We start from the raw sequence: 16,111 nt of genomic DNA on the forward strand, positions 1-16,111 counted from the left end.
AGCCCGTTGCCGTTGCCCCTACGCGGCCGGAATCTTCACCCGGGCCGCGATCGGCAGGTGGTCGCTCGCCGTGCGCGGCAGCGACCAGGAGCTGACCGGTTCCACGCCCTGCACCATGATCTGGTCGATCCGCGCCAGGGGGAACGACGCCGGCCAGCTGAACCCGAACCCACTGCCCGACGCGCCCTGCGTGGAGCGCATCTGGGCGGTGACGGCGTTCAGCGCGCGGTCGTTCATCGTGCCGTTCAGGTCGCCGAGCAGGATCTTGCGGGTCAGCTTCTCGTCGTAGAGCGCCTCGCCCAGCGCGTTCGCGCTCTTGTCGCGCTGGCGGGCCGTGAACCCGGCCTTCATCTTCACGCGTACCGACGGGAGGTGGGCGACGTACACGGCGACCGGCCCCTCCGGTGTCGCGACGGTGGCGCGCATCGCGCGGGTCCAGCCCAGCTTGATGTCCACCGGCCGGGAGGCGCTGATCGGATACCTGCTCCACAGGCCGACCGTGCCCTGCACCGAGTGGTACTTGTACGTCGCCGCGAGGGCCTTCTCGTACGTCGGGACCGCCGTGTCCGTCAGTTCCTCCAGGGCGAGGAGGTCGGCGCCGGAGGCCGCCACCTCGCGGGCCGTGCCGGCCGGGTCCGGGTTCTCCGCGTTGACGTTGTGGGTCGCCACCGTCAGATTGCCGCCGGTGCCGGCGTTGCTGCCGAGCAGCCCGCCGAAGAGGTTGAACCAGACCGCCGTGGTCACCGCGATCGCGATCAGCGCGGTCGCGGAGCGCCGGACCAGCGCGACGACGAGCAGCACCGGTACGGAGACGATGCCGAACCAGGGCAGGAACGTCTCACTGAGGCTGCCGAGGTTGCCGATCCGGTTGGGGATCTGCGCGTGCATGACCATGACCAGGGCGAGCAGCAGTGCCAGCGCCGCCGTGATCAGGCCCCGGCGCCAGATTCTCGGATCGCCCCGCCAGCCGGCCGTCAGACGGGTCATCAGGCGCCGAAGCCGGGGTCCCCGACGCTCGGGTCCCGAGCCTCCGTTGTCCGTCTCCGTCATGTACGCCTGCTGGGCCATACCGTCGCCTCACAACCTGCCGTGCATACCGTCCGTCCCCCGCGTCTAAGACCCTAGGGGATGATCGGTTCCGATCTCGCCGTCTCATGACGGCCGTACGGGGACGATGACGAACAAGTCGGCGCGAGCAGTTCCGGTAACGGTCCGGTCAAGGGCCGTCTGTGACGAAACACGCACAGTCGGGCGCCCACCGGCCCCTGGGGCGTACGAATTGCTGGTTACGGAGCCACCGGCCGCAGACCTTCCAGCAGCGTGTCGACGATCTGCTCCGCGAGACCCTCCGGCAGGTCCGCGTCGGTACGCAGTACGGCGCGCAGCAGCATGGGGCCGACGAAGAGGTCGTACATCATCGTGACGTCGACGTCGGGGCGCACCTCGCCGGTCAGCTGGCCGCGGCGCAGGAGTTCGGCGCCGAGCAGACGGCGCGGCTCGATGACGGTGGCCTGGTAGGCGGCCCAGAGCTTGGGGCTGCTCTTCACCTGGGCCTGGACGTTGTGCATGAACGCCGAGGACTGGTTGGCAAGTCCCCGGCGGCGCAGCGCCTCCAGCAGGACGACCAGGTCGTCGCGCGTCGACGTGCCGGGAAGCTCCGGGTCGGCGGGTTCCATGACCCGCATGACGTCGACGAACAGTTCCTCCTTGCCGGACCAGCGGCGGTAGATGGTGGCCTTGCCGACACCGGCGGTGCGTGCCACCCGCTCGATGGAGATGTCCGCGAGCGGCACGCCTTCCTCCAGGAGTCGCAGCACGCCCTCGATGATGGCGCGCTCCACGGCTTCGCTCCGGGGGCGGCCACGGGCGCTGCTCCGATCGGCCGGGCTCCGATCAGCCGTGGACCGATCAGCCGGGGTCCCGTCGGCCGGGGTCCGAGCGGTGGTGGCTGCGTCGGCCGGGCCGTCCGCGAGGTTCACGCGACCTGCTCCTTTCCTTCTCCGGCGCGGATGCGCCGGTGCGCCGATTCTCCCCGTTGCCCCCGTCCCCCCTCATGGCACCCCTTGGGCGCCCTTCATGCCGTACGTCCGCCGCTCAGTGGTCCGCCGACGCCAACTGCGGCTTCTCCTCGCCCTCCCGGGGTGCGGCCGGGCGGCCCGGCAGGCACAGGACGACGACCAGGGCGCCCAGGAGGGCGACGCCCGCGCCGCACAGCGCGGTGATGTGCATCGCGTGCAGGAACGCGTCGTTGGCGGGGCCGACCAGGGCGTCGCCGCGGGGGCCGAGCCTGGCGGCGACTCCGAGGGTGGCCTCGATGGACTCGCCCGCGGTGTGCCGTACGTCGGCGGGCAGCGCGCCGAGCTTGTCCTCGATGTCGCTGCGGTAGGCCGCCGAGAGGACGGAGCCCAGCACGGCGATGCCGAGCGCGCCGCCGACCTGGCGGAAGGTGTTGCTGAGCGCGGAGGCGGAACCGGCCTTCTCGCGGGGCAGGGCCTGCATGATGACGACGCTGGTCGGCGTCATGATGTGCGCCATACCGGTGCCCATGAGGAAGAAGACGACTTCCAGCACCCAGATCGGGGTGTCCCGCTCGAACGAGGCGAACGCGGCCAGGGTCGCGGCGATCAGCAGCATGGCCGCGGTGGTCGTGGCCCGGTTGCCGAAGCGGTCGACGGCCAGCCGGGCGCGCGGCGCGAAGATCAGCTGGGCGGCGGCCAGCGGCAGCATCAGCAGGCCGGTCTGGAGGGGCGAGTAGCCACGGACGCTCTGGGTGTAGAAGACCGAGAAGAAGGTCACGCCCATGAGAGCGAAGAAGACGAGCGCGATGACGGACATCGCCGCCGAGAAGGTCTTGTTGCGGAAGTACGTCACGTCGATGGACGGGTGGTCGCTGCGCTTCTCGAACAGCACGAAGCCGACGAGTACGGCGAGACCGGCGCCGATGGTCGCCAGCACCTGCGGGTCGGTGAAGTCGGCGAGCTGGCCGCCCTTGATGATGCCGTAGACGAGCAGCACGAGGCCGACGACGGACAGCACAACCCCTACGGGGTCGATGCGGCCGGGCTTCGGGTCGCGGGAGTCGGGCACCAGGACCGTCATCAGGACGAGGGCGATGATCACGATCGGCACGTTGATGAGGAAGACGGAACCCCACCAGAAGTGGTCGAGGAGGACGCCTCCGGTGATCGGCCCGATGGCGATGGCGAGCCCGACACCGCCGGCCCAGATGCCGATGGCCTTGGGCTGCTCCTCGCGCTCGAAGACGTTCATGAGGACGGCGAGGGTGGCGGGCATCACGAAGGCGGACCCCAGGCCCATCACGGCCCGGAAGACGATCAGCTCGGTGGGCGAGCCCGCGAAGGCGGCGAAGGCGGAGCCGATGCCGAACACGGCGAGGCCGCCGAGCAGCACCTTCTTGCGGCCGAGCCGGTCGCCGAGGATCCCGGCGGTGAACAGCAGCCCGGCGAAGACGAGGGTGTAGGCGTTGATCGCCCACTCCAGCTCGCTCTGGGTGGCGCCCAGGCCGGTCGGGGCGGGGGTGGAGATGGTCTTGATGGCGACGTTGAGAATGGAGTTGTCGAGCACCACGATCAGCAGGCTGAGCATGAGCACGCCGAGAATCGCCCAGCGCCGCCGGTGCACGGCCTCCGGGATCCGGGGGCCGGTGGCGGGTGGGCCGGCAGGAGTAGTCATGACGGCAAGCTTAGGCCTATTCCGATACGAGACCGTCTCGTATCGGAATAGCTTTACCCAGCTCTTACTCCGCGTCGCCGGGGTCGCCGGGGTCGCCGGGGCGTCCGGGCGTCGGCGCGAGACGTTCAGCACACCGGCGGCCCTCCGTGGGCGACCACTAGCCGTCCCCGGACGAGAGGTGCCACCATGGGAGGGATCCGGGGACGCCGTCAGGGCGCCTCGAGATGAATGAAGGAGCCGTTGCCATGACGCAGCTTCAGTCTGCCCACCAGGCCTCCGCCGGCAGCACCCCCGCGACGACGACCGCGACGAACGCGCTGTACGGAGGCAAGGGCACCCGCCGCATCACGGTCCGGGACATCACCGCCGCCAAGGAGCGCGGCGAGAAGTGGCCCATGCTCACCGCCTACGACGCGATGACCGCGTCCGTCTTCGACGAGGCCGGTATCCCCGTCATGCTGGTCGGCGACTCGGCCGGCAACTGTCACCTGGGCTACGAGTCGACCGTACCCGTCACCCTCGACGAGATGACCATGCTCTCGGCGGCGGTCGTCCGGGGTACGAGCCGGGCGCTGATCGTCGGCGACCTGCCCTTCGGTTCCTACCAGGAGGGCCCTGTGCAGGCGCTGCGCTCGGCGACGCGGCTGGTGAAGGAGGCGGGGGTCGGGGCCGTCAAGCTGGAGGGCGGCGAGCGCTCGCACCGCCAGATCGAACTGCTGGTCGAGTCCGGTATCCCGGTGATGGCCCACATCGGTCTGACCCCCCAGTCCGTGAACTCCATGGGCTACCGCGTCCAGGGGCGTGGCGAGGAGGCCGCGCAGCAACTGCTGCGGGACGCGAAGTCCGTGCAGGACGCGGGGGCGTTCGCGGTGGTCCTGGAGCTGGTGCCGGCCGAGCTGGCGGCGGAGGTCACGCGGACGCTGCACATCCCCACGGTGGGGATCGGGGCGGGGGCGGAGACGGACGCGCAGGTGCTGGTGTGGACGGACATGCTGGGGCTGACCGGCGGGCGGGTGCCGAAGTTCGTCAAGCAGTACGCGAACCTGCGTGAGGTCATGGGGAACGCGGCGAAGGCGTTCGCGGAGGATGTGACGGGCGGAACGTTCCCGCTGGAGGAGCACTCCGTCCACTGATTGTTCCGGCTGACCTGGTCCGACCGACCTGGATGCCATAGAGCCACTGCGGTACGAGAGCAGCCCGCCGACTTCCCCCATCGGCGGGCTGCGGCTTTTGTTCCCCTCCTTCGCCCCCACCCGGTCGTGGTGGGTGGGGTGGCGTCACATCCGGGAGTAGCTCCGGGCGGTGATCGTGTCGAAGGGGAGCCAGAGCACGGGGGTCGGGGCCGGCGGACCGGCAGGTGTGTCCTGGAGGGTGCCCAGGTCCGTGGCGCCGAGGGCCTGCCGGTAGATACGGACCTCGTCGAGAGAACCGGTCAGGGGCTGGCTGCCGTCGGGCTTGCTGCCCAGACGGAAACCGTCGACCGCGAAGGTGTCGGTGGCGGTCAGGGCGCCGTCGCCGAGGTTGGCGGCAGCAGTCTGGGCGGCCAGGTTGTCCACCGCGATCGTCAGGGAGTCACCGGAGCGGACCAGGGTCACGTGGTGCCACATGTCGTCCCCGAAGGCGGCCCGGGTCACATCGGGATCCCGGGCCAGGATGCGGGCTCCGGAGGCACCGGTTTCGATGTCGGCGTAGATGCCGTGGTTCAGCGGGCTGGCGCGGAGCCAGAGCTGACGCTCCGCGCTGCCGGCGCCGTAGGCCCACAGGAGTACCTGATCCGGTGTGGACTCCGTCGCGGCGTACTTGAACCACAGCGAGAGGGTGAAGTCGGAGGTCTCGCCCTGTCGGCGCGGTTGCGCCGAGGGGGCCACCGCCTCGGGTGCCAGCGCGAGGCTGGGGCTGTACGGCACCAGGGCGGCGTTTCCGGTCGTACTGCCGTTCAGGCTCAGCCCGGTGCCGAGCTTGCCCGCGGTGTTGATGCTCCCGCCGTTCAGCACATAGGCGTTGTTGCACCAGCCGGAGTGATCGGGGGTCGCGGGAGTGGTCTCGGGTGCGGCCCGGTTTGCCGGGCCCGAGTACATGTACTTGTTGTCGAAGCTCCAGCGCACCGACAGACCGGACGTCGGGAAAAGCCCTCCGCCTCCGGCGACAGCCTTGCTTTCGTCGGCGTTGAGAGCGTGGTCGTAAAGGCGGAAGTCGTCGAGGTCTCCGTCGAGGATCTTGGTTCCGTCGGGCTTGGACCCCACCCTGACGCCGGTGACACCGCTTGCCTTGGCGCCGGTGAGCGAACCGCTCAGGGCGGCGGAAGCGGTCGCCGACTCCTGGAGGACGGGCGTGTCGCCGCCCCAGACGTCGAGCTGAACGGCACTGCCGTGGCGTTGCAGCGTGAACATGTGCCACTTTCCGTCGCCGAAGTCCTGCCCGTTGGCATTGGTCTCCACTGTCACAGCGGGGCCCGTGTCCGACTGGACGGCGGCCAGCAGCGTCGTTGTCCCGTTGTCCTTGTGCATTGCCTGGACCCAGAGTTGTGCCGAGGTCGCCACGCCTGGCCCGTAGGCCCACAGAAGGGCGCGCGGGCTGGTGCCCGAGGCGGAGCCGGAGAACCTGAACCACATCGCGTAGGTGAAATCGCGATCGGCGACGTCCAGCGCCGGTGTGAGCTCCGAGGTGGCGCCGGGAAGTGCGGAACTCACCGGCAGCGCATCGCTGAACCTGCCACTCGCTACGGCTTTGGCGCCCAGGAGGGTGCCGTCGGTGCAGTTGCCGGACTCGTCGTCGGTACCCGCGATGTTCGTGGTGCTCACCGCGGTGGTCCGGTCCAGGGCCTGGAAGGGCAGGCGCACCGCGAGGCCGGCGTTGGCGGCGGTGTCCGCCGCCTGGTCGGTGGACCCGCTCACCTTGTCGCGGCTGGTGTCGGGGGTGGCGAGCGTGGCCCGCTGGGCGGAGGTCAGCGCGCTGCGGTACAGGCGGAACTCGTCGATCTTCCCGGTGAAGGGGCTGGAGGCGTCGACGGGCCTGGCGCCGATCCGGATGCCGAGGGGGCTGCCGGTGGAGTCGCTGGAGACGTCACCGGTGATGGCACCGGTCGGCACTCCGACGGGACCGCTGCCGACCTGGATATTGAGCCGGCTTCCGGCCCGGGTGACCGTGACGAAGTGCCAGTTGTTGTCGCCGAAGGCGCAGGCGCAGCCCGAAGTGTCCTTGAGAGTCGCGCGGGCCAGGTCGGTGTCACTGCTCTGTGCCCAGGCGTACAACTGGTTCAGGCTGTTCTTCCGCTGGGTTCTGAGCCAGACCTGCGGTTCTGTGGTTCCGGTGGCGCCGGACCAGAACAGGATGTGGTCGGGCTCGGTGGCGGGGTCCGTCTGCGCCTGGTACTTGAACCACATCGAGTACGTGAAGTCACCTGTCCCCGTGCGCAGCGACCGGGCGTAGGGAACCTCGGCGTAACCGCCCGCAGAGAGGGCCAGGTTGCTGTTGTTCCGAGTGGAGTCGCCCGCGTTGCGGAGCGGGTCGGTGCTGCTCAGCGTCGCCCCGGTGGAGCTGAGGTAGCCGTCGTTCGCCTGCGGGGAGGCGTCCGGAGTGGTGGGAGCGAGGGCGGGGGACGCCTGATTCGACGTACTCGCAGGCGGTGACGCGTTGCAACCGGTGCCCAGCTGCCCCTGGGAGAAGCGGGTGAAGCGGATCTCGTTGGCGGAGTAGTTCGCCCCGGCCTCGTAGAGCAGGCCGATCTCGTTGTCCGCCATCAGGGTCAGGTCGGAGTAGCCCGCCTTGTCGGGGGCGGTGCTGACCACCTTCCCCGTGGAGTTCCAGACGCCTGCGCAGCGCGACCAGATGGTCATCGCGGTCTTCGCCGGCACGTTGGCCGGGGCGGACAGCAGGACTTCCTCCTTGAGGTTCTTGGAGGCGTCTGTCTGCTGCACCGTCAGGACGGAACCCTGGATATCGGCGGGCGCCGGTATGGACTCTTCCCCAAAAGTTCCGACCGCCGGGACCGTGTTGCCCGTCGGGGTGTCGCTGGTGTTGGTGAGCCTGTGGTTACCGGCGACGTCTTCATTGCGGGCCGCCAGAAGGACCTTGCCGCCTGCCACCTCGGTCGCGCTCACCTCGGCGGGCTTCACACTGGCCGAGGTCGAGCCCACGGTCGACGAGGCTTTCCACTGCGCAGTGTTGTCGGCATTCGGGTCGAGGTAGAGGTAGCCGGCGTGGACGCTGCTCCCGGATTGCTGGTGGGCACCCACGACGAGTCGGTCTTTGTGCGTCCCCTGGGTGAGCTGCACACCGTGACCGGGGCCGGTCGCGAACCAGCCCCCTCCGATGGGAGAGGTGGTGAGGCTGACGTTGAGCGCGGTGGGAGCGCTCCAGGTGAGCCCGTCGTCCGCGCTTTCCTGCACCCAGGGGATCCGGGGATAGCTGTTGTTGACCGGGTTGGAGGTGGAGAGCAGGTAGACGCGGTGGTTGACCGCGTCGACCACCGGCGCGGGATTGCTGCGGGTGACCGGCGATCCGGCCTCGGTGCCGGCCGGGACCGTGCCGGTTCCATAGGCCCCGAGCGCGGTGTCGCCGACCGCGACGACCTTGATCGGCCCCCAGGTGCGGCCGTCGTTGGTCGACCGCCGCACGACGATGTCGTTGTCGCCGCGGTCGCCGCAGGACTGCGTCTTGCGGCCCTCGGCGAAGGCGAGGAGCGAGCCGTCTCCCGTACGGACCAGCGCTGGTACTCGGTAGCAGCCGTAGCCGCCCGTTCCGGCCTGGAAGAGGATCTGCTGCGGCGTGTTGCCGATGGACTGGGCTTTCGTGGAGTTGGCGACGCCGGCTGCCACTGCCTGGGGTGCCGCACCGAGACCTCCCGCCAGGCCGAGAGCGAGGCCGAAGGAGAGAAGAGTGGGCCGCCACCGTGGCCGGCCCCGGCGAGGGGCGGGGGCCGGGCGGGCGGGCGGATCCGCTGAGCTTCCTGAGATCGGTTTCACCGAACAAGCGTACGGATCAACAGGCCCTTGCCGCTTGTGAGTTCTTGTCCGTCTGCCGACGGGAACGCACCGGTTCGGCGGTGGGATCCCCACCCGATATCGGCTGTCGGTGGTCTGTAGGTGGTTTGTCGGTGGGGGGTGACAGGTTCGGTTCATGACGCGAATCGACAACCACCCCGCCAGCGGGGCCAAGAGTGCCGTTTCCGTGCGGGGGCTGGTCAAGCACTACGGCGAGACCAAGGCGCTGGACGGCGTCGACCTGGACGTCCGGGAAGGCACCGTGCTCGGTGTGCTCGGACCCAACGGCGCCGGCAAGACCACCCTCGTACGCATCCTCTCCACACTGCTGCAGCCCACCGCCGGGCAGGCGACCGTCGCCGGGTACGACGTGCTGCGCCAGCCCCGGCAGCTGCGGCGGGTGATCGGGCTCACCGGTCAGTACGCCTCCGTGGACGAGAAGCTCCCGGGCTGGGAGAACCTGTACATGATCGGGCGGCTCCTCGACCTGCCCCGCAAGGACGCCCGCGCTCGCGCCGACGAGCTGCTGGAGCGTTTCTCCCTCACCGACGCGGCCAAGCGGCCGGCGAGCACGTACTCCGGCGGTATGCGGCGGCGCCTCGACCTGGCCGCCTCGATGATCGGCCGGCCCGTCGTCCTCTTCCTCGACGAACCCACCACCGGACTCGACCCCCGCACCCGCCAGGAGGTCTGGAGCGAGGTCAAGCGGATGGTCGGCGACGGGGTGACCGTGCTGCTCACCACCCAGTACATGGAGGAGGCCGAACAGCTCGCCTCCGAGCTGGTCGTCATCGACCGGGGGAAGGTCGTCGCCGGTGGCGCGATCGACGAGCTGAAGGCGAGGGTCGGCGGCCGTACCCTGCGGATCCGGCCCGCCGATCCGCTGCAACTGCGCCCGCTCGCCCGCGACCTGGACGATCTCGGCATCACCGGTCTCGCCACCACGGCCGTGGACACGGAGACCGGCAGTGTGCTGGTGCCGATCCTGAGCGACGAGCAGCTCACCGCCGTGACCGGCGCGGTCGTCGCGCGCGGCATCACGATCGCCTCGATCTCCACCGAACTGCCCAGCCTGGACGAGGTGTTCCTGTCCCTCACCGGCCATCGTGCCGGTGCCCCGCAGGACGACGTGCAGGGCCCCGCCGACATCCGAGAGGAGGTCGCCGTATGAGTACCGCGACCGTGACCGCACCCGTGCAGGACATCAAGGGCGACGGCCGTATCCCGCTGCGCGGCCATCTGCGCCACACCGGCGCCCTCGTCCGGCGCAATCTGCTGTGGATCCGGCAGGACCCGGAGTCGATGGCCGACGCGCTGCTGATGCCGATCATCTTCACCCTGTTGTTCGTGTTCGTCTTCGGCGGCTCGATCGGGCAGGCCACCGGCGGCGGGCAGGACGGCTATGTGCAGTACGTGATCCCCGGCATGATCGCGATGATGAGCATGACGCTGTCCCAGGGCGTCGGCACCGGCTTCAGCCAGGACTTCAACTCCGGTGTCATGGACCGTTTCCGGTCCCTGCCGATCGGGCGCGGCTCGGTGCTGTTCGCGAAGATCTCGGTCGAGCTGATCCGGATGCTGTTCGCGACCACCGTGCTGATGATCGTCGCCGTCCTGGTCGGCTTCGACATCAACAACTGGGTCGGACTGTTCGCGGCCGTGGGCCTGTCCACGCTGTTCGCCTCGTCGATCATGTGGGTGTTCCTCACCCTGGGCGTGATCATGAAGAGCGCGCAGTCCGTGCAGGCGATGGGCTTCCTGGTGCTGTTCCCGCTCCAGTTCGGTTCGTCGATCTTCGCTCCGACCCAGTCGATGCCGGGCTGGCTCCAGACGTTCACCGACTACAACCCGCTGTCCACGCTCGCGGACGCGGCGCGTGGACTGATGGTGGGCGGTCCGGTGGCGCACGACCTGTGGGTGACCGTCGGCTGGTCGGTGGCCATCACGGCGGTGATGGCGCCGGTCGCCATCCACAAGTTCCGTACGAAGAGCTGACATCGCGTGTCCGACGTCAGATGAGGGCGGTCGCCTCCCCGGCGGAGAGGCGACCGCCCTCCGCGTACGCGGCCTCGTACGCCTCGTCGCCGAGCGCGTCGCGGACCGCGCTGACGGCGCGGCTGTGGATCTCGCGTTCCGCGAGTCCGGAGACATGGCCGGGCGGCAGCAGGGCGTCGGCGGCGCCCAGGCAGCGGGCGGCGTCGTGGGCGCGAGCGGGGTCGAAGCCGACGAGGGCGGCGGCGCCGGTGGACAGCAGGGTGGAACGCAGGTGGGGGGCGATGGCGCGGGACAGCTCGTCGTCCGCGCGGGCCACCGCCTGCCTCGCCTTGTCGAGGGCCTCCTCGTGGCGTCCTTCCGCGACGTCCAGCCAGGACTCCGCACCGAGGATGAACGCGTCGAAGACGACGAACGCAGCGGCTCTGAACTCGACCCGCAGCAGCCGGAGTTGCTCACGCGCCTCGGGGACGCGGTCGGTGATGCCGAGCCAGGCCGCGAGGAAGAGCCGGGCTGCGGGCATGGCCTCGTTGACCATGCCCGCCGACTTCTCGATCACGTCGCGCAGCAGCCGTTCGCCTTCCTCGGTCCGGCCCGCCTCCAGGAAAACGTTGCCGAGGCGGGCGGCGAGGATGGCCTTCTGGGCGCGGGCGCCGAGTTGTTCGGCCAGTTCCATCGCGTCCCGGAAGTCGGTCGCGGCTGCGGCGTACTCGGCCCTGCGTTCGCGGGCCTCACCGCGTGCGGAGAGCGCCTCGGCGGCGCCCCAGGCGTCCCCGAGGCGGCGGAAGATCTCCAGCGACTCGTCGGCGTCGCGGGTCGCGTCGCCGGCCCAGTCGCTGCGGTTGGCGAGGACGTTGGCGCGCATCTGCAGACAGGCGGCGAGCTCCCACTCGTAGGCGGGTTGCGCCTCGCGGCAGGTGCGCACGGACTCTCCGACGATGACGCTGAGCCGCTCCATGTCGCGGGTGAGCATGACGGCGTAGAACCAGAGGAGGCCGGGGTAGCGGCAGGTCTGCGGGGCGCCGGGTTCGTAGACCTCTGTGATGGCGCGCAGCTTCTGCCGGGCCTCCGGTGTCTGCCAGGCCCCCAGCTCCAGGTCCATGGAGGCGAGATGGATGAGGTGGACGCCGCGCCGGGCCTCTTCGAGCAGCTCGCCGTGCCAGGGCAGCGGGGTGTCCGTGACGCGCTCCCACACGGGCTGGGCCGGGCGGACCGGGAGGCCGAAGGGGTCGGGGCCGAGGTTCATGACCTCGCGGGCCCAGTTGCGGCCGGCGAGCCGCAGATCGCGCATCTGCCAGTACCAGGAGATCGACAGGACGAGGCAGAGCGCCTCCTGTTCGTCACGTGTGGTGACGGCGTGGCGGAGGGCGGCGCGGATGTTCTCGCTCTCCCGCTGGAACACGTCGAGGGCGGCGAGCTGACCGGGGCCGCGCAGCAACGGGTCGGTGGTGCGGGCCAGTTCACGGTAGTGCGTGAGGTGTGCGCGCTCGGCCTCGGATCGGGCGCCCGACTCGTCGAGTCGCTCACCGGCGTACTCGGCGACGGTCTCCAGGAGCCGGTAGCGCATGACGTCGCTGTCGTCCGAAGGGGCGGCCACGACAAGGGACTTGTCGACGAGTGAGGCGAGCGTTTCGAACGCGACGGGCCCGCACACCGCCTCGGCGGCGGCGAGGTCGCAGCCGCCCGCGAAGACGGACAGCCGCCGCAGGACGTCCCGTTCGTCCCCGTCGAGCAGGTCCCAGGACCAGTCGACGACGGCCCGCAGGGTCTGCTGGCGGGGCAGCACCGTACGGCTGCCGGAGGTGAGCAGCCGGAACCGGTCGTCGAGCCGGTCGGCGATCTGCCGCAGCGACAGCAACCGCAGCCGGGCGGCGGCCAGTTCGATGGCGAGCGGCAGTCCGTCGAGCCGGCCGCAGATCTCGGCCGCGGCCTCCGGATCGTCCTCGACCCGGAACCCGGGCCGGGCGGCCGCCCCTCGGTCGGCAAGCAGCCGGAGCGCGACAGGCTCGGGGAGCGGTTCGACCGGACGCACCAACTCCCCCGGTACACCCAGGGGTTCGCGGCTGGTGGCAAGCACGGTGATCCCCGGGCAGCGCTCCAGCAGCTCCGCGACGAGGTGCGCGGCGGCGTCGACGACGTGCTCGCAGTTGTCGAGGAGGATCAGCATCCGCCGGTTGGCGCAGTGTTCGGTGAGGCGTACGAGGGGGTCGTCGTGGCGGTCCGCGGAGGCGACGCGCAACTCCTCGGCGCCGGCCCCGCGCAGCACCGTCTCGCGTGCGCCGAGGGCGGTGAGGACGGCCTCCGGTACGGCGTCCGGGTCGACGACGGGCGCGAGTTCGGCCAGCCACACCCCGTCGGGCGCCGTGTCCGCCGTAGCGTCCCGTACGGCTTCGGCGGCCTCCTGCGACAGCCGTGTCTTGCCGGCGCCGCCGGGCCCGAGCAGCGTCACGAGCCGGGCGGTGGCGAGGTCGCCCCGGATGGCCTCGATGTCCGCCTCCCGGCCGACGAAGGAGGTGAGACGGGCCCGGAGGTTGCCGGGCAGCGGGGGTGACGGCGAATGCAGGGGCGCGGGCGAAACCTGGGGTGGGAGCGGGGATGGGGAGCGGGAGGCGCCGGTGAAGGCCGTGGGCCGGGGTGTACGGCCGGTCGGGGCGCCGCCGGGTACGGGAGCCGCTCCCGCAGGGTTCGCAGCGGCGGGGGTGTCCCGCGCTTCGTCTCCCGAGCCGCCCGGCCTCAGCAACTCCGCATGCAGGGACCGCAGTTCGGGGCCGGGGTCCGCGCCGAGACGGTCGGCCAGCAGCCGGCGTACGTCCTCGTACGCGGCCAGTGCCTGGGCGGGGCGGCCCGCGTCCCGCAGGGCGCGCAGCCGGAGCGCCTGAAGGGACTCGTCCAGGGGATGGCTGTCGCACAGGGCGGTCAGTTCCGGCAGCGACTGCTCGGCGGCGCCCAGCGCCAGCGCGGCGGCGAGACGGGCGCGGCGCGTGTCCAGTCGGCGGGTCTCCCAGCGGGCGGCCTCGGCGGTGCGGTCGGGGAGGTCGGCGAGGGCCGGTCCGTGCCACAGGGCGAGGGCGTCGTCGAGGACCAGGGCGGCCTTGGCCGGGTCGTCGTCGGCCAGTGCGCGCTTGCCCTCCTCCGCGAGCCGTGCGAAGCGGTGCAGGTCGACGTCGTCCGGCACGGCGCACAGCCGGTAGCCGCCCTCGGCGGAGGCGATGGTGTCCGGGCCGAGCGCACGGCGCAGCCGGCCGACCAGCGCCTGCAGGGCGGCCGGCGCGTCGGCGGGCACGTCACCGTTCCACACCTCCTCCACCAGGACGCCCGCCGGCACGGTCCGGCCGGGCCGCAGGGCGAACACGGTCAGCAGGGCACGCAGCCGCGCACCGCCGACCGGGAGGGAGGTGCCGTCGGGACGGAGTGCCTGGGTGGTGCCGAGGATGCGGTAGCGCACGGGCCCATTCTCTCCGGGGACGGGTGAGTGGCGCGCGCGGGTTTACACGCGCCTGATCAGGGACGCGTGTAATGAGGGACGCGTGTGATCAGGGAGAAGTCCAGGATCTCCGGGAACATCCAGGAACCTCCGGACCTCGGTGGGACGTTCCTTCCAGAGCACAGGTACCGTCGACCCGCCCGCGCAGTCGCGTACGGCACTGTCCGCCGAGTCCTCAGGAGTCCCGCCCCATGACCACCGCCACCACCCGCAACAGCGACCGGCGGATCAGCCCGGTCTTCGTCGGGATCCTGGCCGTCACGGCGGTCACGGGCTGGGCCACCTGGACCGGGTTCGCCGAACAGCCCGGTGTCGCCGTGTTCCTGTTCGTGACGGCCGCGTGGATCGTGTCGCTGTGTCTGCACGAGTACGCGCACGCGCGCACCGCGCTGCACAGCGGTGACATCTCGGTCGGCGAGAAGGGTTATCTCACCCTCAATCCCCTCAAGTACACGCACGCCCTGCTCAGCATCGTGCTGCCGGTGATCTTCGTGATCATGGGCGGGATCGGGCTGCCGGGCGGTGCCGTCTTCATCGAGCGGGGGCGCATCCACGGCCGCTGGAAGCACAGTCTGATCTCGGCCGCCGGTCCGCTGACGAACGTGCTGTTCGCCGCGGTGTGCACGGCGCCGTTCTGGCTGAACTCGCTGGACGGCGTGCCCACCGAGTTCCGGTTCGCGCTCGCCTTCCTGGCCCTGCTCCAGGTGACGGCGGCGATCCTGAACTTCCTGCCGGTGCCCGGGCTGGACGGCTACGGGGTCATCGAGCCCTGGCTGTCGTACAACATCAAGCGCCAGGTGGAGCCGTTCGCGCCGTTCGGGCTGCTGTTCGTGTTCGCGGTGCTGTGGCTCGGGCCCGTGAACAGCGCGTTCTTCGACGTGATCCACACGGTGCTGCGCGGTCTGGGCATCGCGGAGTTCGAGACGTACTGCGGTCAGGACCTGTTCCGCTTCTGGCAGACGAACGACCTCTGCACGGTCAACTGACCGAGCGGCGGGCGGCGGGCCTGCCGCGCCGGGCGTAGTACCAGCACATGTTGGACGACAGCCCGGCCAGCAGCACCCACACGATCCCCAGCCAGTTGCCCTGGACGAAGGACACGACGGCGGCTGCCACGGCGAGCAGGCAGACGATCAGGGCATAGAGGGCGAGGCGGGGCATCTGAGCTGCTCTCCTGTCGGGGGACACCGGCTTTCGGCGTCCAGTGTCCCCCAACCCCTCAGATGTCGGTGACGCGCAGGCCCGCGTGGGCCTTGTAGCGGCGGTTCACGGAGATCAGGTTGGCGACCAGCGACTCGACCTGGTGGGCGTTGCGCAGCCGGCCGGAGAACACCCCGCGCATGCCCGGGATACGGCCGGCCAGGGCCTGCACGATCTCCACGTCGGCACGCTCCTCGCCGAGGACCATCACGTCCGTGTCGATCTCCTCGATCTCCGGGTCCTGGAGCAGTACGGCCGACAGGTGGTGGAAGGCGGCCGTGACCCGGGAGTCCGGCAGCAGGACGGCGGCCTGCTCGGCGGCGCTGCCCTCCTCCGGCTTCAGCGCGTACGCGCCCTTCTTGTCGAAGCCGAGCGGGTTCACGCAGTCGACGACGAGCTTGCCGGCCAGCTCCTCGCGCAGGGATTCGAGGGTCTTGCCGTGTCCGTCCCAGGGGACGGCGACGATCACGATGTCGCTGCGGCGCGCGGTCTCGGCGTTGTCGGCGCCCTCGACACCGTGGCCGAGTTCGTCGGCGGCGGCCTGGGCGCGGTCGGCGGCGCGCGACCCGATGATCACCTTCTGTCCGGCCCTGGCGAGCCGGTAGGCGAGGCCCTTGCCCTGCGGCCCGGTCCCACCGAGCACGCCGACGACGAGTCCGGAGACGTCGGGAAGGTCCCAGGGGTCCTTCGCGGGAGCCTTCGCGGGGGGCGCGGCGGGGCTCTCGGCAGGGGTCTGTGCACTGTCGGTAGAGGTCATGGG

At 70.7% G+C, this 16,111-nt stretch carries 11 protein-coding genes; 4 read left to right on the forward strand and 7 right to left on the reverse strand.

From position 1 onward, the window contains the following. Window positions 1–18: 18 nt before the first annotated feature. The 3 genes from OG241_RS15490 to OG241_RS15500 all read right to left on the reverse strand — a co-directional run bounded on the left by OG241_RS15490 (window position 19) and on the right by OG241_RS15500 (window position 3,693). Window positions 19–987, reverse strand: a complete 969-nt coding sequence (locus OG241_RS15490; protein WP_405826233.1) for an endonuclease/exonuclease/phosphatase family protein — start codon at window positions 985–987, stop codon at window positions 19–21. A 299-nt stretch (window positions 988–1,286) separates the two neighbouring features. Then, a complete protein-coding gene (locus OG241_RS15495; protein ID WP_405815949.1) occupies window positions 1,287–1,979 on the reverse strand; it encodes a TetR/AcrR family transcriptional regulator in 693 nt (230 codons plus the stop codon). Between the two features lie 115 nt (window positions 1,980–2,094). Further along, window positions 2,095–3,693 carry an MFS transporter gene (locus OG241_RS15500; RefSeq protein ID WP_405815951.1) on the reverse strand — a complete coding sequence of 533 codons (1,599 nt, stop codon included), beginning with the start codon at window positions 3,691–3,693 and terminating at the stop codon, window positions 2,095–2,097. 245 nt (window positions 3,694–3,938) lie between these two features. Here OG241_RS15500 and panB point away from each other — a divergent pair, with 245 nt between their 5' ends. Further along, window positions 3,939–4,826 carry a 3-methyl-2-oxobutanoate hydroxymethyltransferase gene (gene panB, locus OG241_RS15505; protein WP_405815952.1) on the forward strand — a complete coding sequence of 296 codons (888 nt, stop codon included), beginning with the start codon at window positions 3,939–3,941 and terminating at the stop codon, window positions 4,824–4,826. Window positions 4,827–4,970: 144 nt separating this feature from the next. Here the strand turns inward: panB and OG241_RS15510 are convergent, their stop codons facing one another. Continuing rightward, window positions 4,971–8,657, reverse strand: a complete 3,687-nt coding sequence (locus OG241_RS15510; RefSeq protein ID WP_405815954.1) for a LamG-like jellyroll fold domain-containing protein — start codon at window positions 8,655–8,657, stop codon at window positions 4,971–4,973. Window positions 8,658–8,811: 154 nt separating this feature from the next. Between OG241_RS15510 and OG241_RS15515 the strand changes: the two genes are divergently transcribed. Together OG241_RS15515 and OG241_RS15520 are read left to right on the forward strand one after the other, a co-directional pair. Beyond that, window positions 8,812–9,846 (forward strand): ATP-binding cassette domain-containing protein, encoded by a 1,035-nt coding sequence (locus OG241_RS15515; RefSeq protein WP_405815956.1) that lies wholly within the window; start codon window positions 8,812–8,814, stop codon window positions 9,844–9,846. After that, on the forward strand, window positions 9,843–10,670 hold the full coding sequence (locus OG241_RS15520; RefSeq protein WP_405815957.1) for an ABC transporter permease: 828 nt from the start codon (window positions 9,843–9,845) through the stop codon (window positions 10,668–10,670). The genes OG241_RS15515 and OG241_RS15520 overlap by 4 nt, the downstream gene beginning before the upstream one ends. Before the next feature lie 16 nt (window positions 10,671–10,686). On the opposite strand, the gene OG241_RS15525 is transcribed toward OG241_RS15520, so the two are convergent. Beyond that, complete coding sequence (locus OG241_RS15525; protein ID WP_405815959.1) at window positions 10,687–14,112, reverse strand: AfsR/SARP family transcriptional regulator; 3,426 nt, start codon at window positions 14,110–14,112, stop codon at window positions 10,687–10,689. Between the two features lie 230 nt (window positions 14,113–14,342). Between OG241_RS15525 and OG241_RS15530 the strand changes: the two genes are divergently transcribed. After that, on the forward strand, window positions 14,343–15,137 hold the full coding sequence (locus tag OG241_RS15530; RefSeq protein WP_405815960.1) for a site-2 protease family protein: 795 nt from the start codon (window positions 14,343–14,345) through the stop codon (window positions 15,135–15,137). Here the strand turns inward: OG241_RS15530 and OG241_RS15535 are convergent. Then, entirely contained in the window at window positions 15,130–15,366 is a 237-nt protein-coding gene (locus OG241_RS15535; RefSeq protein ID WP_405815962.1) for a hypothetical protein, read from the reverse strand. The genes OG241_RS15530 and OG241_RS15535 overlap by 8 nt on opposite strands. Window positions 15,367–15,370: 4 nt before the next feature. Continuing rightward, entirely contained in the window at window positions 15,371–16,108 is a 738-nt protein-coding gene (npdG, locus tag OG241_RS15540) for an NADPH-dependent F420 reductase (RefSeq protein ID WP_405815964.1), read from the reverse strand. Window positions 16,109–16,111: the final 3 nt, after the last annotated feature.

Source organism: Streptomyces sp. NBC_01390 (genome assembly GCF_045040105.1).
GTDB lineage: Bacteria > Actinomycetota > Actinomycetes > Streptomycetales > Streptomycetaceae > Streptomyces.

Bases quoted from the DNA above. Each gene is read 5' to 3' on its own strand.
- OG241_RS15490 (WP_405826233.1), bottom strand. From the start codon at position 987: ATGACCCGTCTGACGGCCGGCTGGCGGGGCGATCCGAGAATCTGGCGC.
- OG241_RS15500 (WP_405815951.1), bottom strand. From the start codon at position 3,693: ATGACTACTCCTGCCGGCCCACCCGCCACCGGCCCCCGGATCCCGGAG.
- panB (WP_405815952.1), top strand. From the start codon at position 3,939: ATGACGCAGCTTCAGTCTGCCCACCAGGCCTCCGCCGGCAGCACCCCC.
- OG241_RS15515 (WP_405815956.1), top strand. From the start codon at position 8,812: ATGACGCGAATCGACAACCACCCCGCCAGCGGGGCCAAGAGTGCCGTT.
- OG241_RS15520 (WP_405815957.1), top strand. From the start codon at position 9,843: ATGAGTACCGCGACCGTGACCGCACCCGTGCAGGACATCAAGGGCGAC.
- OG241_RS15530 (WP_405815960.1), top strand. From the start codon at position 14,343: ATGACCACCGCCACCACCCGCAACAGCGACCGGCGGATCAGCCCGGTC.
- npdG (WP_405815964.1), bottom strand. From the start codon at position 16,108: ATGACCTCTACCGACAGTGCACAGACCCCTGCCGAGAGCCCCGCCGCG.